Source organism: Victivallis sp. (genome assembly GCF_048170485.1).
Taxonomy (GTDB): domain Bacteria; phylum Verrucomicrobiota; class Lentisphaeria; order Victivallales; family Victivallaceae; genus Victivallis.
The window spans coordinates 16,116-35,594 of sequence record NZ_DBEXAY010000287.1; the positions used below are offsets into that span (position 1 = coordinate 16,116).

The window sequence follows — 19,479 nt, forward strand, 5'->3', positions numbered from 1 at the left end:
GGCTGGTTTTCATCTTACTGCCGGTACATCACCGGGAAGGTGCCGCGGCGGGCTTCGCCGGTGGGCGCGTCCACCGGGCCGACGCGGTCGATGCGCCCCCAGCGGCGGCTGAACGGCCAGAAGACGATCCACGCCTTGCCCACCAGATTCTCCCGCGGAACCGCGCCGAAAAAGCGGCTGTCGAGGCTGAACTGCGAATTGTCCCCCATCATGAAGTAGTGATCCTCCGGAACCACATAATCCGAGCCGGGCTCGGCCAGATGGTGCCCCATGAAGTTCAGATGCCCCTGGTAGCCGCCCTTGCCGCTGTAGAGCTTCTCAAAGACCGGATCCAGTTCGTAAATCGGCTTGAACTCCTTCGCCCCGCGCGGCTTGACCTGCAGAACGTTGTCGACGATCTTCAGCGTGTCGCCGGGCAGCCCGACCAGCCGCTTGATGTAGTAGTAGCCGCTCACGTCGGAGAGCTTCCGGTTGTCGGCGATCAGCCCGTCGGTGTTGAAGACGACGATGTCCCCGCGCCGCAGCGGAAAGAGGTAGAGCGAAAACCGTTCGACGAACAGATGATCCCCCAGCGAGAGAAATCCGTCGCACACCACCTCGCCCGGTCGGTAGGGGCGCGAAAGCTCCAGATTGGAGTACTCCTCAACCTTGCGGAAGTCGCCGGGCAGTTTGTATTCCACCGGGCCGATGCGGAAGGCGGTGCTGTCTGACACCCCGTCCCCGGCGCGGCGGAAGGAGTTCAGATCAAGTTCGCCCGCCGCGCGGACCTCCAGCTTCGCCGGACGCGCGGAGAAGAGCAGCCAGTTGATCGGCTGCGGCAGCTTCCCCAGCAGCGGATTGGTGGCGTTCTCCCGCTCCATGAAGTGGATGCCGTAGAGCGTCGGCTGCATGCTGCTGGTCGGAATCCGGAACGGCTGGAAGTAGAGTCCCCGGATGCCGAAGGCGACCGCGCCGACCACCAGCAGAAGGTCGAGCAGTTCGCGGATCTTCCGGTGGCGGTACGGCGGCGCAATCCGCGCGTATCTCTCCGCCAGCTCCTTCATCCGGCCGGGATCGGCGGAGCGCGCCTCGTCAATCAAGGCATCCAGATCGGCGCGGACCGTGGGGGAAAGGATGTCGTCGTCGGCATGGCGGCGCAGCCGCATCTCCGCGACGAACTTGTTCATCGCCTTCTGCCTGCGGCTGAAAATCCCGGCGAAGTACCGCCGCAAAAATCCCGGATTCTCCCCCATGGTCACTCCTTTTTCAGTTGAGTTCCGACGCCTTGAGCACGGCGACGAACGCCTCCTGCGGAATATTCACCTGACCGATCAGCTTCATGCGCTTCTTGCCCTCCTTCTGTTTTTCGAGCAGTTTGCGCTTGCGGGTGATGTCGCCGCCGTAGCACTTGGCCAGCACGTTCTTGCGGAGCTGGCGGATGCTTTCGCGGGCGATCACCTTGCCGCCGACCGCCGCCTGAATGGCGATCTGGAACATCTGCGGCGGAATCACCTCCTTCAACCGCTCGGCGAGCTGACGGCCGCGGGTGTAGGCCATGTCGGTGTGGACGATCGAACTGAAGGCGTCCACCGGCTCCCCGTTGACCAGAATGTCGAGCTTGACCAGCTTGTCGGCGCGGTATCCGGCCGGTTCGTAATCCATGCTGCCGTAGCCGCGGGTGATCGATTTGAGTTTGTCGTGGAAGTCGATCAGAATTTCATGCATCGGCATTTCGGCGGTGATGATGACGTGCCCGGCGTCGACCGAATCGGTCGCGGTGCAGACGCCGCGCTTGCTCATGACCAGATTCATCACATCCCCGATGTAGGCGGTCGGAATCATGATCCGGCAGTTGATGATCGGCTCCTCGATCCGGTCAATGCCGGAGGGGTCGGGCAGAAAGACCGGGTTGTCCACGTCGATCTTCTCGCCCGACTTCATGTAGACGTGGTAGATCACCGAAGGATAGGTGGCGATGATGTCGCAGTTGTATTCGCGCCGCAGACGCTCCTGGATGATCTCCATGTGGAGCAGACCGAGGAATCCGCAGCGGAAGCCGAATCCGAGCGCAGCCGAGGTCTCCGCCTGATAGAGGAAGGCGGCGTCGTTGAGCTGCAGTTTCGCCATGCTCGCCTTGAGCTGCTCGTAGTCGGCGGTGTCGATCGGGTAGATGCCGCTGAACACCATCGGCCGGATCTCCTGAAACCCGGGCAGCGGTTCCCGGCAGGGATTCTTGACGTCGGTGATGGTGTCGCCCATCCGGGTGTCGGAAGGGCTCTTGAGGTTCGGAATCAGGTAGCCGACCGAACCGGCGGAGAGCGCCTCGTCGGCCCGCATCTCGGGGCTGAAGAAGCCGACCTCCTTGATTTCACTTTCGATGCCGTTGCTGAAGAGACGGATGCGCATGCCGCGGCGGAACTCCCCGTTGCGGACCCGGACATAGTTCACCACCCCGCGGTAGGCGTCGTAGTTGGAGTCGAAGATGAGCGCCGAAGCCCCCGGCTCGTCGGTGACCACCGGATGGGGAATGCGCTCGACGATCGCCCGGAGCAGCTCCGGCACCCCTTCGCCGGTCTTGCCGCTCACGCAGAGCGCCTCTTCGCGGGGAAGCGCGAGGATCTCCTCCATCTGCTCGTAGCAGAGCGGCAGGTTGGCCGCGGGCAGGTCGATCTTGTTGATCACCGGGATAATCTTGAGGTTCTGCCGGAAGGCGAGGTTGACGTTGGCGACGGTCTGCGCCTGCACCCCCTGCGTGGCGTCGATCAGCAGCAGTGCGCCTTCGCAGGCGCAGAGCGACCGGGAGACCTCGTAGGTGAAGTCGACGTGTCCGGGGGTGTCGATGAGATTGAGCTCGTAGGTGTTCCCGTCGGTGAAGGAATAGTGCATCCGGACCGGATGGGATTTGATGGTAATGCCGCGTTCGCGTTCGAGATCCATCCCGTCGAGGAGCTGTTCCTGCAGGTCGCGGACGGCGACGGTGCCGGTCAGTTCGAGCAGCCGGTCGGCCAGCGTGGATTTGCCGTGGTCGATGTGCGCGATGATGCAGAAGTTGCGGATCAGTTCAAGTTTTGCCATGTCTGCAGTCCAGGGGTTTGTTTCTTATTCATCCGGATAATATAGCACAACCGCGGGGGGAACTCAAATGTTCCCGGCGCAATTGCCGAAAGTTTCCCATCCTCCGCCGTTTCATGGAAAAGAGAGCGCTTTTTTTCGTCGCGGCCGTTGCGTTGCGCCGCATTTGTGATACAGTAAGAGAAAACCAGAAAACGGGGGAACTTTCATGCGGGAAAAAATTCTGCTCAACGACGACTGGCGGCTGCTCGTCAATCCGCCGGAAACGGCCATTCCGGTGTCCAAGGCCGCGATGTACCTCTCCGCCAAAACCGAACGGCTCAAATGGGGGCCCGGCGCCTATCGCCACAACGACGTGCCGGGATTCTGGGATCTGGAGCAGGAGCTCCCCGCCGAACCGTGGGAGAAGGTCGATCTGCCGCACGACTACATCATCCGGCAGGCGCCCGACCCGAACGAAGCGGGGGCGCTCGGCTTCTTCCACTACGTGCCCGCCTGGTACCGGAAGCACTTCACGCTCGCGCCGGAGGATGCGAACCGGCGGCTCACGCTCTACTTCGAAGGGATCAACGGCATCTCCGAACTCTACCTCAACGGCTGTTTCCTCAAGCGCAGCACCAGCAGTTACGTTCCGTTCGAAGTGGACATCACCGATCTCGCCCGGTTCGACCGCGAGAATGTGATCGCCGTCTACACCGATCCCCGCTCCTTTGAGGGGTGGTGGTACGCCGGCGGCGGCATCCACCGCAACGTCTGGCTGGTCAAGACCGCGCCGCTGGCGGTCGATCTCTGGGGCGTCTTCGTGCCGGTGCGGAAGGAGACGGAAACGAGCTGGCGCGTCCCGGTCGAAGTCACGCTCCGGAATATCGGCTACGAGGCGGAGGAGGCGTCGCTTCGCTGTGAAATCCTCGCGCCCGGCGGTGGAAAGGCGGGAGAAATTCTCCTCTCCGGCACGGTTCCGGCGCGCGACACGGCGACACTCCGCGGAGAAACCCGGGTCGACTCGCCGCTCCTCTGGGATCTGGATGCGCCGCATCTCTACACGCTCAAAGTCACCGTCCGCCGCAAGGATGGCGAAACGTGCGACATGGTGGAACAGCGGTTCGGCTTCCGGGAGATCGAAATGACGCCCGACCGCGGCCTCTTCCTGAACGGCCGCCATGTCAAGATCAAGGGGGTCTGCGCGCACCAGGACTTCGGGCTGACCGGGAAGGCGGTGCCGGACAACCTCTGCCGCTACCGGGTTTCGCTCTTCCGCGAGATGGGGGCGAACGCCTTCCGCGCCAGCCACTATCCGCATCCGGAAGCGACGATGGAGGCCTGCGACGAACAAGGATTGCTGGTGCTGAACGAGACCCGGCGGTACGAATCGAATGAAGAGGCCGTCGCCCAGCTGGAGGCGCTCGTCCGGCGCGACCGGAACCACCCCAGCGTCTTCCTCTGGTCCACCGGCAATGAGGAGATGGCCTACCACGGCATGGAGCAGGGGCACCGGATTCACCGGGCGCTGGAGCATGTGATCCGCCTGCTCGATCCGACGCGACCGGTCACGACCGCGATCACCAACGTGCCGGATGCGAGCGTCTACGCCATCAGTGAAGTGATCGGGGTGAACTACAACCTCGATCAGCTCGACGACCTGCACCGCCGCTTCCCGGAGAAACCGTTCGTCTCCAGCGAGAACTGCGCGGTCGGCTCGACCCGCGGCTGGTACTGGGGGGACAGTCCGGAGCGGGGATACATGGACGCGCGGGACTTCAACCCCGGCCCCGGCACCTTCCAGCTCTTCGGGCGCGAACGGACCTGGAAATTTTTCATGGAACGGCCGTGGATCTCCGGCGGCTTCCAGTGGGACGCGATCGAACACCGGGGCGAAGCGATCTGGCCGCGCCTCTGCTCCTGCTCCGGCGCGCTCGACCTCTTTCTGTTGAAGAAGGAGGCGTTCTACCAGAACCAGTCGCACTGGCTGGAGCGGCCGATGATCCACCTGCTGCCGCACTGGAGCCACCCCGGGTTCGAAGGGATGCCCGTCAGCGTCTGGGCCTATACCAACTGTGACGAAGCGGAACTCTTCCTGAACGGCGTCAGCCTCGGCCGGAAGCGGGTGGAGAAATACCTCCATGTCGAGTGGCAGGTCCCCTACACCCCGGGCAAACTGGAGGCGGTCGGCTATCTCGACGGCCGCCGCGCCGCCGGGGATGTGCGGGAGACCGCCGGTCCGGGCGTCAAGCTCGCGCTGAAGCTGGAGAACGGCCCGGTGGCCGCCGGCGGCAATGAGATCGCACTCTTCACCTGTTCGGTGCTGGATGCCGAAGGGCGCGAGGTGCCCGACGCCTCGCCGCTGGTGCGCTTCGACTGCTCCGGCGCCGGAACGATTCTCGGGACCGGTTCGGACAACACCGACCCGGTTCCGGTTCCCTCGCTCGACCGGAGGATGTACGCCGGCAAGATCGCCGTCGCCCTCTGCCCCGGCAAAGCCGACGCGACCGGAACGGCAAAGGCGACGCTCATCGCGCGTTCGGAGTCGCTCCGCAGCGCGTATCTGCCGGTCGAATTCCCCGCTCCGGCGGAGAAATAACGGCGAAATGACGGAAAACTGACGGCAGGGGAGCGGTATAGTTCCGCCCTCCTGCCGTCCGTCGCTTCGAGCGTCAGCACTCGATCAATTCGTAACAGGTGGAGCCTGCGCCGCACTTCTCGGCATAGGAGAGGATATCTCTGCCCCGGAACTTTCTGCCCCGTTGTGCGGCGGCATCCCAGCAGGCGGCGTCCACCGCGACCGGGTCGGAGGAGAGGAAGAGCCCGATGTCGGGCAGAACCGGCTTCATCGCGTGGGGTTCACAGTCGCACCCTTTGGTGATGTTGAGCGCGAAGTTGAGGTAGATGTGCCGTTTGCCGCAACTGGAGGCGAAAGCATACTCCGCGAGCTTCTCACGGAAAAAGCGGCCGCCGAAGAGCGCGTTCCACAGCCCCCCGAAGGAGAGGATCGAAATCGCGTGATGGGGGCAGATCGAGAAGCAGGCGCCGCAGCCGACGCATTTTTCGTGATCGATGTGCGGATGGTCGCCGATGGTGATCGCGCCCTCGTTGCAGCGGGCGAGGCAGGCGCCGCAGCGGCGGCATTTCCAGCGCCGGATGCGCGGCTTGACCCCCATGTGCATGGCCATCTTGCCTCCTTTCGACGCGAACCCCATCGAGAGCTGTTTCAAGGCGCCGCCGAACCCGGCCAGCATGTGCCCCTTGAAGTGGGAGAGCACCAGCACCTGGTCGGCCTCGGCGAGGAGGCGGGCGATGTGACAGCTGGAGAAGTGGTGCAGATTCACCGGCACGGCGACATCCTCCTCGCCGCGGGCGCCGTCGGCGATCACCACCGGCAGCTGGGTGAAGCCGTGCTCGTGAGCGAGACGGATGTGCCGCTCCCGTTCGAACCGTTCGCCGCCGTAGAGGACGCTGGTCTCGATGTAACAGCTTTCGATGCCGCGTTCGCGGAGAAAGTCGAGGATTCCGGCGTAGTTCTCCGGGCGGAGGAAGGTGCGGTTCCGTTTTTCGCCGAAGTGGACCTTGAGCGGAATCGAAGAGTCGAGCGAAACCGGTTCCCGTTCGACGAAGCGTTCGAGCAGCTGCCGCGCGGCGGCGGAAACCTCCCCGGCGGAGGCGTGCGGCGGGAGCGGTTTGAAGTAGACGTTTGCCATAAGAAGATCCTCTTGTAAATTCGTGCGGTCAATCCATCGTGGCGCGGCGGAAGAGTTCCGCCGCCGCGCACGTTCCATTCACGGCAGGCGGTTGCCGGCGGAGCGGTAGATTTCGTACCACTCCTCGCGGGTGAGCTCCACGTCGGCCCCCCGGCTGTAGTCTGCGACGCGGTCGGCGCGGGTGGTCCCGATGATGGTCTGAATCCGGGCCGGATGGCGCGCAATCCACGCGATCGCCGTCGCTTCGCGGGAGATTCCGTAGCGCTCGCCGATTCTGCCGAGCGTCGTGTTCAGCTCCGCGAATCTGCTGTCCACCAGAAAGTTCCCCTCGAAGAACCCGAACAGGAACGGCGACCAGGTCTGGATGGTGACCTCCCGGAGCCGGCAGTACTCCAGCACGCTGCCGTCGAACATGGTCCCGGCGGAACTGTTGATGTTCACGTTGAGGCCGCAGTCCACGAGCGACGTATGCGCCGGGCCGAATTGAAGCTGGTTGACGATCAGCTTCCGGGGGAGGAACTTCTGGAGCAGCTCCATCTGCGTCGGATTCTCGTTGCTCACGCCGAAATGGCGCACTTTGCCGGAGTCGTACAGAAGCTGGAACGCTTCCGCAACCTCCTCCGGCTCCATCAGCGTGTCGGGGCGGTGAAGGAGGAGAAGGTCGAGACGGTCGGTTTGCAGCCGCTTCAGACTGCCCTCCACCGATTCGAGGATATGTTTTTTGGAAAAATCGAAGAACCCTTTCCGGATGCCGCATTTGCTCTGGAGGAGGATCTTCTCCCGCAGGCCGGGATGTCTGGCCAGCAGCTCGCCGAACCGGGTTTCACAGAGGCCGCCGCCGTAGATGTCGGCGTGGTCGAAGAAATTGATTCCGGCCTCCAGGGCGGCGAAGAACAGCCGCTCCAGTTTCTCTGCCGGGAGTTCCCCGATCCGCATGCAGCCGAGGGCGACGGCAGAGGCGTTCAGGCCGCTGTTTCCGAGATTGAGCTGTTTCATCATAATTTCTCCTGTGCTGTCAGCGTATCGTTTCGCTAATATACAACGCAAAAAAATTCCCGTCAATCCGTCTCTCCCGGAATCCGGAGGATTTTGAACCGCCGGCGGGCGGCGGAACCCGTTTCTGCCGCTTTGCCGCGCTGGCCGAACGGAACATCGCCGCACAGCGGATGGTGCGCGACTAGTCGAATGTACTGCTCGACATCAGTCGGCGCGGAGATCGGCGCGCAGTTCCAGTGCGATCTGGTGAAACTCGCCGTTCTGAAGTTCTGGAATCAGCGGGAGCGGCTCCCGCGGAATCTCGCGGAACTCGCCGCAGTGAAGTGCCCGGAAGAGGCGCTGATCGACCCGCTCACCGGACGGCTTTTGACCCTGGAGATCCCGCCGGAGGCGGACCGCATTCAGGTTCTGCACGGCGGCCGGAACTGGGGGAGGCCCATCCGGCTCTCCCGGCCGTGACGGAGCCGCGTCATCCGCCGCGGGTCCGGCGGTACTCCTGCGGCGAGAGCTGAAACGCCTTCCGGAATGCCTTGCTGAAGGCAAACTGATTGGCGAATCCGGTCGCGTCGGCCGCTTCCGCACAACTGACCGAGGCGTCGCGCAGCAGTTTGGCCGCTTCCGCCAGACGGCTGTTCAGCAGAAAACGGCCGATGGAGATGCCGAACGCTTTCCGGAACCTTTTCTCCAGCGACGAGCGGGAGGTGCCGAACTCCCGGGCCAGCCGGTCCAGACCGGGGGATTCCGCCAGATGCGCCCGGATGAACTCCAGAAGCGGGAGAAAGTCCAGATAGGCCGTCCGGAAATTCTGCAGTCCGAGACGCGGTTCGCTCTGTTCGAGAATGAGTTCCAGCAGTTCGAATTCCGCCCGTTTCAACCGGCAGACCTCCGGCAGCGTCTCGTGCCGGTTCTCCGCCAGAATCCGGACCAGCGCACAGATCCGCTCCCGGATCTCCCCTTCCAGCAGACGGGGGACCCGGTAGAACTGCAGGATGTTCCAGTTGGGTTCCAGAAAGAAGTTGAAATGGCCCCAGATGCTCAGGTGCCCCTCGTCCAGAGCGAGAAACCGGTGACGCACGCCCGCGGGGATCACCCAGCAGGAGGGGCCTTCCGCATGAATCTCCTCCTCCTCGTCGAAGAGACAGCTGCTTCCGTGGTACGAAATCCCTTCGAGCCGCTCCTGACAGGTCACCACTGTGAACGGCAGGGTGCGGACCGTCCGCGGGTGGTCTGGAAACACCCGGGTCACATCCCCGTCCAGCCGTTCGATGCGCAGGTGGCGGAAATATTCCGATTTTCCGTAATATGACATAGTATTTCTCTGATTCAACATTCTTTTTTTCCATCTTTTGTAATATACTATAAAAAAAGAGAAAACCAATGTTCCGCGTAAGAAAATGATTTCAGGAATCGTTCTGCTCATCCTCGCCGGAATCTGCTGGGTCGCGATCGGCATTGCGGTCAGCCGCTGTGCCGCGACCGGGTTGAACTACAACATCGTCCAGATGATCTCCTCGGCCGGAGCCGCTCTCATCAGCGTGCCGGTTCTGTTTCTGTCGGGCGGCCGGCCGGAACTGCCGGGGAAGATTCTGCTGGCCGTCTTTCTGCTTCATTTCGGCGCGGGCGTGGCGAACTATTTCAATTACGTGTTGACTGCGCGCGCCATGCGGCTCGGCCACAACGGCATCGTCTGGGGAATGATGCAGTCCGGATTGCTGGCTCCCTTTCTGATGGGCGTGCTCTTTTTCAACGTGCCGCTCCCGCTCGGGCGAGTGCTGGGAATCGCCGCGATTCTCTGCGGCATTCTTCTGCTGGGAGCGACCCGGGACCCGGGTGCGGGCCGCCGGAGTTCCTCCCGGGCGCGCTGGCTCATTCCGGCATTCGGCGCATTCCTGCTCGCGGGCGTGACGCAGTGCTGCAACAGTCTGCCCTCCTACTGGAAGATCGCCGCGGATTCCGGAAGCGTCTTCCGCACCTTCTCCTGCATGACGGGCAATGCGGCGGGATTTCTGATCTGTCTGGAATTCGATCCGGCGCTGAGGCGTTCCCCCCGGTCCGCGGAGTGGAAGATCGGCCTGCTGCTTCTGCTGTTGTTCTGCCTCAGCAACTATTTCTTCTTTTACAACGGGCTGAATCTCGTCGCGGAGGCCGGTGCCGGCTCCATCGGCTATCCGATTCCGATCGGCGTGTGCATCATAGGCTTCACCGTGTACTGTGCCGTGCATCGGAAGGAGCGTTTCCCGCTCGCCGGCTGGATTGGATTGATCGCCGTCACGCTGGGGATCATCGGCATCAGTCTGCGATGAACCGGTCCGCCGGTGTGCCTGTGAAAAACGCCGCGGGGTTCGCCGCGGATAAAATTTTGCTTCGTGATAGTGCATCCAGAAAACTACAAAGAAGGGTAAGACGATGGATTCTTTCGCCAGACGGGACCGTTTTGTACAGCAGCTTTTCGTACCGGGCAGAAAGCGGAAAAGACTTTTTTCGCTGCTCTGCAACGGCAACCAATTGACCTCCGACACCCTTGACTTCCGGGACTCCTCCCGGCCGCAGGAGCACTGGGACGAGCGGGAAATCCTCTATGAGATCGAGCCGGGCAGGCTGATGCTGCGCCTGAATATGCGCATCTACCGAAAGTTCCCCATCGTCGAATGCCAGCCCTGGCTGGAAAACCCCGGCGCGGAACCGAGCGGGATCGTGGAGGAGTTCCGCCCGCTGGATCTGCAGGAGGAGCTGCCGCCGCAGAATCTTGTAATGCCGGACTGGCAGGACGGCACTCATATCACCGTCCGTTACAATCTCGGTTCCTGCGCCGACATCAACGACTTCATTCCGCAGACGCGGGAGCTCTGGACCCGCTCCGGCTCCAACCGCTTCGTCATGGAGTCCTGCGAAGGGCGGCCGAGCTCGACGTTTCTCCCCTACTTCGGCGTCGACACCGGCGAATTCGAGGGGATGAACATCGGCGTCGGCTGGGGCGGCGCGTGGAAGGCGGAGATCGAGATCCCGGTGGAGAACTGTCCGGTTTTCTACCACCTGCACCACTACCGGATCTCTCTCTCCATGCTGCGCACCCGGTTCCGGATGTTGCCGGGCGAGAAACTCCGTCAGATTGGATTCTTCCTTCATTTCCGCGGCGGGAAGAGCGTCCGCGAGGCGCAGAATGAACACCGCCGTTTCATGGTCGCCCATCATGCGCCGCGCGATTCGAAGGGGAATCTCCTCAAGCCGCCGGTCTCCTTCGTCACCTGGGGCGGACTCTCCTCCGGAAAAATGCTCGACCGGATCGCCGCAATCGAAAGGCATCAGCTCCCTTACGAGGTGTTCTGGATCGACGCCGGGTGGAGCGGCTACCCCGGCCCCTGTCCCCACTTTCTCGATGAGGAGGAGCAGAAGAAGGAGGGTCGCTCCGACTGGCCGGTGCGGGTTGGCAACTGGGAGATCAATTCCGTTCCGCATCCGAACGGACTCAGGCCGGTCAGCGACGCCGCGCGGAAGGCGGGGATGAAATTTCTCGCCTGGTTCGAGCCGGAACGGGTGCATTCGCGCTGCCGCGGCTCCATCCTCACCGAACACCCGGAGTGGCTGACGACCTGCGGTGACAGCGACGTCTTTCTGCTGAATCTCGGCAATCCGGAAGCGCTGGACTACATCTTCCATACGCTCCGGACGCTGATTGAGGAGCAGGGAATCGACATCTACCGCGAGGACTTCAACTTCAACACGCTTCCCTACTGGGCCGCAATGGATGCGCCGGACCGGATCGGCGTCGCGGAGATGAAACATGTCGCCGGCCATTATGAACTGTGGGAACGGCTCCACCAGGCGTTCCCGGACATGCCGTTCGACAACTGCGCTTCCGGCGGTCGCCGGCTCGATTATCTCGCACTCACCTACAGCTGGCCGCTCTGCCGGAGCGATTACGCCTGTCTGCTGCACTATCTGCGGGAGTACGTTCAGGTCCAGAGTCTTTACTTGAGCGACTGGGTGCCGCTCCATGCGGGATTCACCTGGATGCCGGAACACGACCCCTACGATTTTCTGAGCTGCTCCGGGACCGGTATTTCCAACAAGATCTGGCAGTACGACAGCCGGAGCGTTCCGGCGGATGACGCATATGACTGGGAGTATCACCGCACCATGCTCTTTCATCAGAAACGGCTCCGCGACATCCTGATCGACGGCAATTTGTATCCGCTGACGGAACGGCCGGACAATCCTGCGGTCTGGTGCGCCTGCCAGGTTCACCTGCCGGAGAGCGGAAGCGGTTTTGTCCTCGCCTTCCGCCGTCCGCAGAGTCCGGAGGCGCAGATGAGTTTTGCCCTCAACGAGATCCAGCCGACGGCGGAGTACGAACTGGAATATCTGGACGGTACGACCCGCATCGTCCGGGGCGGGGAACTTGCTTCCGGCCTGCAGATCGTCATGGAGATTCCCCGTTCCGTCACCCTCATCTACTATCGGAGAGTGAAATGAACCATATAAAACCGTTCAAAATCTGTGGAAACATCTATTTCGTCGGGACGGAACCGGCATCCTCCCACCTGATCGCGACCGAAGAGGGGCTGATTCTGCTGGACAGCGGGTATCCGCAGACGCTGCATCATGTGATCGAGTCGATCTGGGAACTCGGGTTTGATTCCCGCGAAATCCGCTGCGTGATTCACTCCCACGGGCACTACGACCACCTCGGCGCGACCCGGGCACTGCTCGAACTTGCCGACGCGGAAACCTTTCTCGGCGCGGAGGATGTCGATTACGCCAACGGCACGCTGGACCTCACCTGGGCGAAGGAGCTCGGGTATGTGTACAAGGAGGCATTCGAGCCGGACCACGCGTTGCGTGACGGTGATCGCATCCGTCTCGGCACTACGGAGATTCTCTGTCTGGCGACTCCCGGCCACACGCCGGGGACCATGTCGTTTTTCTTCGACACGGAGGAGAACGGCGTCCGATACCGGGCCGGCATGCATGGCGGGGTGGGGGTCAACTCCATGACGGCGGAATTTCTGAACCGCTATCATCTTCCGTTCGACTGCCGGGAGAAATTTTTCGCCGGGCTGGAACGTTTGAAGCGGGAGCATGTTGACGTGCCGCTCGGCAACCACGTGCACTGCAACGACACGCTGGGGAAGGCGGCCCGGATCGGTTCCGGAGCGGGAAATCCCTTCATCGCTCCCGGGGAGTGGATTCCGTTTCTCGAAACGTGTGCCGAACGTCTGCAACGCCAGATCGAAGCGGAACGTCGCCGCTGACGCCTCGGGAGGAGACGGAGGGCGTTTCACCGGCTTCCCGGGGCCGCGGCGGGGGAGAGCGTTACGGCGTGAATCCACAGCGTGCTCCCTTCCGCCGGTTTCGTCTGGAGGCGTACCACCGGACTGCGAAGCGCGTGTGCCACCCGGAAACGGAACTTCTGCTCCGCCCTCTTCGGCGATCCCTGCCAGGTGCAGTTCCGGGTCTCGGTGATGCGCCTGCCGTTCCCGTCGATGCCGGAGAGTGTGACGGTCACCGGGAGGGGACGGTCCGGCGCGGCGTTCCAGTCGGGGGTCCACGCCGAGCGGCGGAAGGCGGGCTTCTCCATCACCAGATCTTTGCCCGAATAGTTCACCGTCAGTTCCCATTCGCTTCCGGCCGGAAGTTCCGCCGGGCCGACGCTCAGTTCCAGCGGCGGGTCGGGGTAGCGCATCTCCAGCGCGCTTTCGCCGTTGCGGAACACCGGGTAGCTGCGGAAATCGTGGGTCAGCGCCACCCCTTCCGGAAAGTCGTCGTTTCTCGCGCCGGTCTTCCCGTTCCGCAGGGAGTTCCAGGTGAAGCATCCGGCGATGAGGTCCGGGCGCGGCCCGGTGCCGGCGGCGACCTCCGCTTTCGCGTCCGCGGCGGGCGTTTCCGCTCCGGAGGCGTCGAACCGGACGTTCATTCCATAACGGTTTCCCGGCAGGATGGTTCCGGCCGGATGGAGCGTCAAGTGCTTCTCTCTGTCGGTGCGGAAACGGAACTCGAAGGCGGAATCGGGGTATCCGTTTCCGGTCGGCAGCACCTCGTACCGGGCGGTGACCTGCGGCGTCTCATCGAAGAGAAATTGGATGTTGCAGACTAGCGGCATATTCTCCGCCCGCCCGTAGGTGGGGCGCAGTTCCGCTTCGACCGACAGCGCGAGGTGGTTCCCGTCGCGTTGGAGTGAGACGAAGCTCTCGAAATCCACCAGCGTGCGGAGCGTCTTTTTCCCGGCGAGGAAGAGTTCTCCCATCGTGAAGAGCAGTTTCCCGTCGGATTTGCGCCGGAATTCGCGCACCACGCCGCCGCGGTGGCTGATCTTCATCCGATAGTGGCGGTTTTCGAGAAGGTAGTCGTTGCCGAGGTCGGTCACGGAGAGTTCCCCGACGCGCCACGGGGCGGCGGCGATCTTCTTCGCCGGAAGGGCTTCCCCCGGTTTCAGCTGCATTTTCCCGTCGCCGATCAGCTGCAGGTGCACCCCCGGAACTTCGCCGAAACGGCGGAAAAGCCGGAAGGCCGGAGCGTTTCCCGTCTCGAATTCCGCCACACAGCTTCTGCCCTCGCCGTCGGCGAACAGCAGGCGCGGTTCGTTCAGGGCGAGCGGCGTCAGCCGGGAATCGGCGAGCAACGTGAAGTCCTCCCCCCGCCGGAAGGGCGACCGCTTGAGCGAAGGCCGCCAGCGCATGCCGCGGGCGAAGGCCGGGGAGATGTGCTCCTCCCACCAGACCAGGCCGGCCGGGTAGCGCAGCTCCTGCATGGAGACTGCGGGCAGAAGCAGCCGCATGGTGTCCGGCAGTTTCACTTCGACGGCGATGCCGTCCGCCCGGCAGAGCCAGCGCCAGCTCGCGTCGCCGGCCCGGCCGCACAGGGCGACGCCGTCGGGCCGCGATTCGATGTTCGTCTCGATTTTCTCCGGGAGCGGGCTCCAGGCGGCGCTCAGAAGATCGGCCGCGCCGAAGAGCTCCCGCCCGTCGGCGGAGAGAATGGCTTCCGGCAGTGCGGTCGCCGGGTCGAAACGCAAGGTGTAGCTCCCCGCTTCGATCCGGTTGCCGTTTTGCCGGACCATGTCTGTCGCGGCGGTGCGGGGTGCGGCCGGGGCGGCCTCCTTCATCGGAGTTCCCGCCTTCAGCAGCAGAATGTCCCACGGGGCGAGCGAGAGTTCGGCGCGGTTTCCGCGGCGGGCGATGGCGCGGCCGCTCATCGCGTCGACGACCGACGGAGCCTTCTGCAGCGCTTCGGGCAGAAGCGGCGTGATGGTGCGCGCTTCCGGTGCGAAGTTGAGAACTGCCAGCACGGCGGAATTGTCGTTGCGCCGTTCGATCAGGAGAGCGCCGCCGTCGTGGGTGTACCGGGGGGTGCCATGGTTGAGTTCCGGGGTGGTGCGGCGCAGTTCATTGAGCTTCTGATAGAAGCGGTAGTTGCCGAACATGTGGTCCGAGTAGCAGAGCGGCACCCCTTCGCTGAAATAGAGCAGCGCCTCCAGCGGCCGCGAGGCGGAAAATCCGCAGACCGCCAGCGCGTGACGGTTGTCGTTGGTGACGATGCTGCGCATCATCAATGCGCCGGGAACGTCGGCGTAATGGGACTCCTCCAGATACTGCGCCAGCTGTGCTGCGAAGGGTCCCGCCGGAATCTCGTTGATCTTGTACGGCAGATAGTTGGTCAGAATGTCGTAGCTGAGATCGGCAAACCGGGTGTAGGGGTAGCCGTGGGTTTCCGCCAGCGTGAAGTTTTCCGGGGAGATTCGTCTGGCCTCGTTCCGGATGGTGTTCATGACCCGGATGCCGCCGGCGAGTTCGGCCAGACTGGCGCGGGGATAGGAGAGCGCGGGCACCTGTCCGCCGTTTTCGGCGAGGAATCTCTCCCAGACCCCGTCCGGGAGCGGCGTGTTGCGGGGATTGGCTTTGAACCGTTCCTCGAACGGCACCCGGCGCGGCAGACCGCGTCCGGCGCGCCGCCAGTTGGGGCAGGAGCTGCCTGCGACCGCGTCGATCCGGAACGCTTCGGCGCCGTGCTCGCAGTAGTTGCGGGCATACTGCCCGAGCTTCCGGTTCCACTCGGGGCTGTTGAAGTCGGCGGGCCGCCCGGAAAGCGTCATGCCGTTGTAGAGGAAGAGCCGTTCAAGAATCGAGGGGACTTCGCCGCCGTGCGGTACGATGTCCTGCATCAGCGCGATTCCGGAGTCTTTCAATTTCGCGGCGAAGTTGCGGTACTCCTCCCAGTTGCCCCAGGTTGGATCGACCCGGGTGAAGTCGACCGGATTGTACCGCACAGTTGAAACCTGCACCGGCGGCAGATAGAAGACGTTGAACCCCATCTCCCGGACCCGTTCAGCTTCCCCCCCGGCGGCATCGTTGAAGTTCGCCATCTGAAATTCGGCGCCGTAACTGCCGTAGATCCGGCTTTCGGCCACGCGTGCGGGGCGATCCTGCGGCGCGGTCTGGCCGGTAGCCGTGAAGAGTTTCGGCAGATCGTTGCGGAGCGCCTGCTGAATCGGGCGGGAACTTGCCTCCAGATAGAGCGGGTCGAGCGAATGGCGCACCCCTTTTTCCGCCCATCCGGCGCAGCTTGTCGGCAGTTCGATGCGGAGAGAACCGCCTCTCCGGCGGATGATATACGCGTATCCCTCCTGCTCTTTCTTCTGGAGGAAGAGCAGTGACGGGCCTTTTTCCTGTTCTAAAAGAAGCGCCCCGACGTAGTGCGGGGCGTACAAGCCGGCGTTGTCCGGGAGGTGTTCCAGGCGGCCTCTGCCCCATTGGCCGCTGCCTGCTCCGGAAAATTTATGGCTGCTGTCCCAGATTCCCCTCGGGTTGTTGAAGAAGACGCCGGGGAAGAGGTATTTCCCCCGGCAGGGCATGGCAAGAAGCCAGGTGAACCGGTGAAACGACCGCTCCGGATCGTTGCCGAGGTACGCGAAGGAGACCTGCCGCCGCAACCGGTTCGGCGCGGTGGCGCCGAACTGGATCGTCTCGATGAAATTCCATTCCGGCGCGGCGTATTCCAGCTCCAGCGTGCCGGATTTCGCATCGAAGCGGCTCTTCACCAGCCGGGTTTCCTCGCTGTTCAGACTTTGTCCGCCGTTCAGCTTCAGTTCGAACGGCGCCGTTTCGCCGGTGAAGAGAATCCGGTTGTCGAAGGAGAGACTGCGCCAGCTGCCGTTGTCGCGGTTCAGAATCAGCTTCCAGCGGCCGGATTCAAACGCGACCGATGGCGCTTCCGGGCGGACGGAGCTCCGGTCGGTGAAGCGGTATTCCCCGGTGATAACGAGCTCGACGTTTCCGTCAACGACCCGGTCCTGATAGAGCGTTTCGCCGGCGGGAATGAGGAGAGTGCCCTGTTCCGCCGCGACCGGTTTGAGCTCCGGCAGGGAGCGGGTCCACTCCGGTTTGAGCGGGAAATTCTCCGTCTTTACATTGCGCAGCTGGAGATAGGGATATTGTTCTCCCGCGGCCTGGCGCATCCGGGAGAAGCCGACGCGCACCAGCTGTTTGCGGTCGGTCCGGAAACGGATTTCAAACTTCCGCCACTGGTTGTCCTTGACCTCCGGCAGATACATCCAGAGCCGGCGCCGGCGGGAGTTCTCTTTCGTGTCCCAGGCCGGGTGTTCGAAGACCGCGCCCTCCGGGGCGGAAACCGGGTCCAGCGTGGTTCCCGGCGAGTGGCCGACGAGATCGATGCGCAGTGCGGGGCCGGCGTACAGCGGGAGGGCGGCGGCCAGCAGGAGCAACAGATGCCAGAATTTCTTCATATCGTTTCCTTTCCGGTTGATGGTTTTGAATTTCCGTTACAGACACTGGATGTAGCGTCCGGGGAAGATCGGGTCGATCGCTTTGGTGATGGCGCCTTTCCCCAGCAGCTTTGCCCCGCCGGTGGCGGCGTGGCCGTCGAGATAGAAGACGTTGGTCTGATTGCCGTGAACCATCGCCAGATGGCCCATGTTTTCGCTGCCGAGACACCAGAGCTTGCCGATGTTGGAGCGTGCGGCGAATTTTCCGCCGGAGACCATCATGCCGTCGCCGCCGAGAATTCTCTGCGCCGGGCTCCCTTTGGCTCCCTTGAAGGTCTGCCAGCAGGTGTTGTCATCGACATATTCATACCCCACGCCGGCGACCAGATTTTTCGCCTCCCGCTTGAAGGGATCCCAGGACCCGCTGTAGGACTGAGCCGCCCGCCCCCAGTCGAGCAGGGAATAGCAGAGCCAGGTGGCGGTTCCCTCGTTGGCGATGTTGCTTGCGGTGTAATTGGTCGCCTTGCGGATCGCTTCGCAGTAGACCACATTGACCGGGAGATACTTGTAGGCGAAGAGCACCCGCCCGGAGGTGATCACATCCTCCCCGAAGAACGGAAACGAACTGTCATACACCCGGCCCGCATTCGCATAGGCGATCGGCATCCACTCCTGATTGTCCATTCCGTACTGGGTGCAGGCCAGCGCGTACTGTTTCTGCTGGCTGGTGCAGTTGACGGTCTGCGCCCGCTCCCGGGCCTTGTTCAGCGCCGGCAGCAGCATCGCGGCGAGAATGGCGATGATCGCAATAACAATGAGCAGTTCGATCAACGTGAATGAACGGGACGCTTTGCCGGAGCAGGGAACGGTTCCTTGAGGAATCAACGGTACTTTCTGCATGGTTTCACCCCTTTCTGCTTACAGGTGATATGTGATGGATTTGGGTATCTTGCGGCATACGGCGCTGACATCGGCGCCGTCGATCTGGCTCCAGAGCAGTTTCACCGCCTCGGCGGCCATCTCTTCCGTGCGGTACCGGTAGGCGATTCCGCGCAGATCCGGCATTGCGCTCAGCACAGTCTCGTCGAAGCACCACAGACATTGTTCCGGATCGTCTCCGCGCCAGCCCGCCGGCAGCCGGTTGTGGCAGTAGCGGGGCCAGTTCATGTAGACCCCGTCCGGAGGGCAGTTGTGCTGGAGCGCCGCCTGAAATTCCACGACGAAACGCTCCGGCGAGTCGAAGAAGCAAATCTCTTCCGGCGGGAGCTTCTCTCTGCGGTACACCGCTTCGATTCCCGGCCGGAACTCCTGAAAATAGCGCTCGTTCATCAGCCACCAGATGCGGCGGCATCCTTTGCGGAAAAGCGCTTCCGCCAGCAGTTCCCCGGTTGCGGCGTAATCGGCGGTGACCACCGGCAGCGAGTCGCTCTCGTGGAACAACGTGACGACCGGCATCCCCTCCCGGTGCAGTTTGCGGAGCGACTCCTCCACGGCCGGAGAGGGCTGGAGCCAGAGCAACCCGTCGTAATGGCCCGCTTTCAGAAGCGAATGGAAGTCGCGCGAATTGGTGTTGGTGAAAATGACCGGGTGCGGCTGCGCCTTCAGCGTGTCGTAAAGTTTGAGTCCGCACTGCATCTGAGCCTCCCAGAGCGGCCGGGGAATCGCATAATAGAGCCCGTTGCCGATGCCGATGCCGATGTTGCGGATGTGTTCCGCCTCGCGGTAGAAATACTCGCGGTTCGGTTTGGTGAACGTGCCGACGCCGGGAATTCCGTAGATCCAGTTTTCATCGGTGAGCCGTTTGTATTCCGCGGCGACGGTCCGCTGGGAGACCGAGAGCTGGCGCGCCATCTCCGTCGAGGAGGGCAGGCGGATCGACTGCCCGCGCGCCTCCTGAATCAGCCGGACCACCTCGTGGCGTACCAGCAGACTTGCTCCCGTCTCCTTCACAATCGGATTCTCCTGTTTTGCATAAGTGATTGCATAGGTAATAAAGCATTAATTCTTCCATTTGCAAGAGTG

Annotated in this window: 13 protein-coding genes; 5 read left to right on the forward strand and 8 right to left on the reverse strand. The window is 62.8% G+C overall.

Features of this window, described 5'->3' with window-relative positions; translation table 11 throughout:
* Positions 1–14 precede the first annotated feature (14 nt).
* Together lepB and lepA are read right to left on the reverse strand one after the other, a co-directional pair.
* Positions 15–1,232: a signal peptidase I gene (lepB, locus tag ACMLHG_RS14705; protein ID WP_417170986.1), complete on the reverse strand. Its 1,218-nt coding sequence runs from the start codon at positions 1,230–1,232 to the stop codon at positions 15–17.
* A gap of 13 nt (positions 1,233–1,245) precedes the next feature.
* Positions 1,246–3,054, reverse strand: a complete 1,809-nt coding sequence (gene lepA, locus ACMLHG_RS14710) for a translation elongation factor 4 (RefSeq protein WP_294437482.1) — start codon at positions 3,052–3,054, stop codon at positions 1,246–1,248.
* Between the two features lie 205 nt (positions 3,055–3,259).
* On the opposite strand from lepA, the gene ACMLHG_RS14715 reads away from it, so the two are divergent.
* Positions 3,260–5,629 carry a glycoside hydrolase family 2 protein gene (locus ACMLHG_RS14715; protein ID WP_417170987.1) on the forward strand — a complete coding sequence of 790 codons (2,370 nt, stop codon included), beginning with the start codon at positions 3,260–3,262 and terminating at the stop codon, positions 5,627–5,629.
* 73 nt (positions 5,630–5,702) lie between these two features.
* Here ACMLHG_RS14715 and ACMLHG_RS14720 read toward each other — a convergent pair whose 3' ends face one another.
* On the reverse strand, positions 5,703–6,743 hold the full coding sequence (locus ACMLHG_RS14720) for a DUF362 domain-containing protein (protein ID WP_417170988.1): 1,041 nt from the start codon (positions 6,741–6,743) through the stop codon (positions 5,703–5,705).
* Between the two features lie 78 nt (positions 6,744–6,821).
* Positions 6,822–7,739, reverse strand: a complete 918-nt coding sequence (locus ACMLHG_RS14725; protein ID WP_417170996.1) for an aldo/keto reductase — start codon at positions 7,737–7,739, stop codon at positions 6,822–6,824.
* A 189-nt stretch (positions 7,740–7,928) separates the two neighbouring features.
* On the opposite strand from ACMLHG_RS14725, the gene ACMLHG_RS14730 reads away from it, so the two are divergent.
* Positions 7,929–8,198 carry a hypothetical protein gene (locus ACMLHG_RS14730; RefSeq protein WP_295810504.1) on the forward strand — a complete coding sequence of 90 codons (270 nt, stop codon included), beginning with the start codon at positions 7,929–7,931 and terminating at the stop codon, positions 8,196–8,198.
* 10 nt (positions 8,199–8,208) lie between these two features.
* Here the strand turns inward: ACMLHG_RS14730 and ACMLHG_RS14735 are convergent, their stop codons facing one another.
* Positions 8,209–9,048, reverse strand: a complete 840-nt coding sequence (locus tag ACMLHG_RS14735) for a helix-turn-helix domain-containing protein (protein ID WP_417170989.1) — start codon at positions 9,046–9,048, stop codon at positions 8,209–8,211.
* Between the two features lie 85 nt (positions 9,049–9,133).
* On the opposite strand from ACMLHG_RS14735, the gene ACMLHG_RS14740 reads away from it, so the two are divergent.
* The 3 genes from ACMLHG_RS14740 to ACMLHG_RS14750 all read left to right on the forward strand — a co-directional run bounded on the left by ACMLHG_RS14740 (position 9,134) and on the right by ACMLHG_RS14750 (position 12,991).
* Complete coding sequence (locus tag ACMLHG_RS14740; RefSeq protein ID WP_417170990.1) at positions 9,134–10,042, forward strand: hypothetical protein; 909 nt, start codon at positions 9,134–9,136, stop codon at positions 10,040–10,042.
* Between the two features lie 103 nt (positions 10,043–10,145).
* A complete protein-coding gene (locus tag ACMLHG_RS14745) occupies positions 10,146–12,212 on the forward strand; it encodes an alpha-galactosidase (protein ID WP_417170991.1) in 2,067 nt (688 codons plus the stop codon).
* The gene (locus ACMLHG_RS14750) at positions 12,209–12,991 is read left to right on the forward strand and encodes an MBL fold metallo-hydrolase (protein ID WP_417170992.1); all 783 of its coding nucleotides are present in this window, start codon (positions 12,209–12,211) and stop codon (positions 12,989–12,991) included. Before ACMLHG_RS14745 ends, ACMLHG_RS14750 begins: the two co-directional genes overlap by 4 nt.
* A 26-nt stretch (positions 12,992–13,017) precedes the next feature.
* Here ACMLHG_RS14750 and ACMLHG_RS14755 read toward each other — a convergent pair whose 3' ends face one another.
* The 3 genes from ACMLHG_RS14755 to ACMLHG_RS14765 are packed head-to-tail and all read right to left on the reverse strand — an operon-like array spanning position 13,018 to position 19,407.
* Positions 13,018–17,478 carry an alpha-amylase family protein gene (locus ACMLHG_RS14755; RefSeq protein WP_417170993.1) on the reverse strand — a complete coding sequence of 1,487 codons (4,461 nt, stop codon included), beginning with the start codon at positions 17,476–17,478 and terminating at the stop codon, positions 13,018–13,020.
* 36 nt (positions 17,479–17,514) lie between these two features.
* Positions 17,515–18,357, reverse strand: a complete 843-nt coding sequence (locus ACMLHG_RS14760; RefSeq protein WP_417170994.1) for a prepilin-type N-terminal cleavage/methylation domain-containing protein — start codon at positions 18,355–18,357, stop codon at positions 17,515–17,517.
* 18 nt (positions 18,358–18,375) lie between these two features.
* On the reverse strand, positions 18,376–19,407 hold the full coding sequence (locus ACMLHG_RS14765) for a hypothetical protein (RefSeq protein ID WP_417170995.1): 1,032 nt from the start codon (positions 19,405–19,407) through the stop codon (positions 18,376–18,378).
* Between the last annotated feature and the right edge of the window lie 72 nt (positions 19,408–19,479).

What these genes read in the sequence shown, in the direction of transcription:
- lepB (WP_417170986.1), bottom strand. Translation starts at nt 1,232, where the DNA reads ATGGGGGAGAATCCGGGATTTTTGCGGCGGTACTTCGCCGGGATTTTC.
- lepA (WP_294437482.1), bottom strand. Translation starts at nt 3,054, where the DNA reads ATGGCAAAACTTGAACTGATCCGCAACTTCTGCATCATCGCGCACATC.
- ACMLHG_RS14715 (WP_417170987.1), top strand. Translation starts at nt 3,260, where the DNA reads ATGCGGGAAAAAATTCTGCTCAACGACGACTGGCGGCTGCTCGTCAAT.
- ACMLHG_RS14720 (WP_417170988.1), bottom strand. Translation starts at nt 6,743, where the DNA reads ATGGCAAACGTCTACTTCAAACCGCTCCCGCCGCACGCCTCCGCCGGG.
- ACMLHG_RS14725 (WP_417170996.1), bottom strand. Translation starts at nt 7,739, where the DNA reads ATGAAACAGCTCAATCTCGGAAACAGCGGCCTGAACGCCTCTGCCGTC.
- ACMLHG_RS14730 (WP_295810504.1), top strand. Translation starts at nt 7,929, where the DNA reads ATGTACTGCTCGACATCAGTCGGCGCGGAGATCGGCGCGCAGTTCCAG.
- ACMLHG_RS14735 (WP_417170989.1), bottom strand. Translation starts at nt 9,048, where the DNA reads ATGTCATATTACGGAAAATCGGAATATTTCCGCCACCTGCGCATCGAA.
- ACMLHG_RS14740 (WP_417170990.1), top strand. Translation starts at nt 9,134, where the DNA reads ATGATTTCAGGAATCGTTCTGCTCATCCTCGCCGGAATCTGCTGGGTC.
- ACMLHG_RS14745 (WP_417170991.1), top strand. Translation starts at nt 10,146, where the DNA reads ATGGATTCTTTCGCCAGACGGGACCGTTTTGTACAGCAGCTTTTCGTA.
- ACMLHG_RS14750 (WP_417170992.1), top strand. Translation starts at nt 12,209, where the DNA reads ATGAACCATATAAAACCGTTCAAAATCTGTGGAAACATCTATTTCGTC.
- ACMLHG_RS14755 (WP_417170993.1), bottom strand. Translation starts at nt 17,478, where the DNA reads ATGAAGAAATTCTGGCATCTGTTGCTCCTGCTGGCCGCCGCCCTCCCG.
- ACMLHG_RS14760 (WP_417170994.1), bottom strand. Translation starts at nt 18,357, where the DNA reads ATGCAGAAAGTACCGTTGATTCCTCAAGGAACCGTTCCCTGCTCCGGC.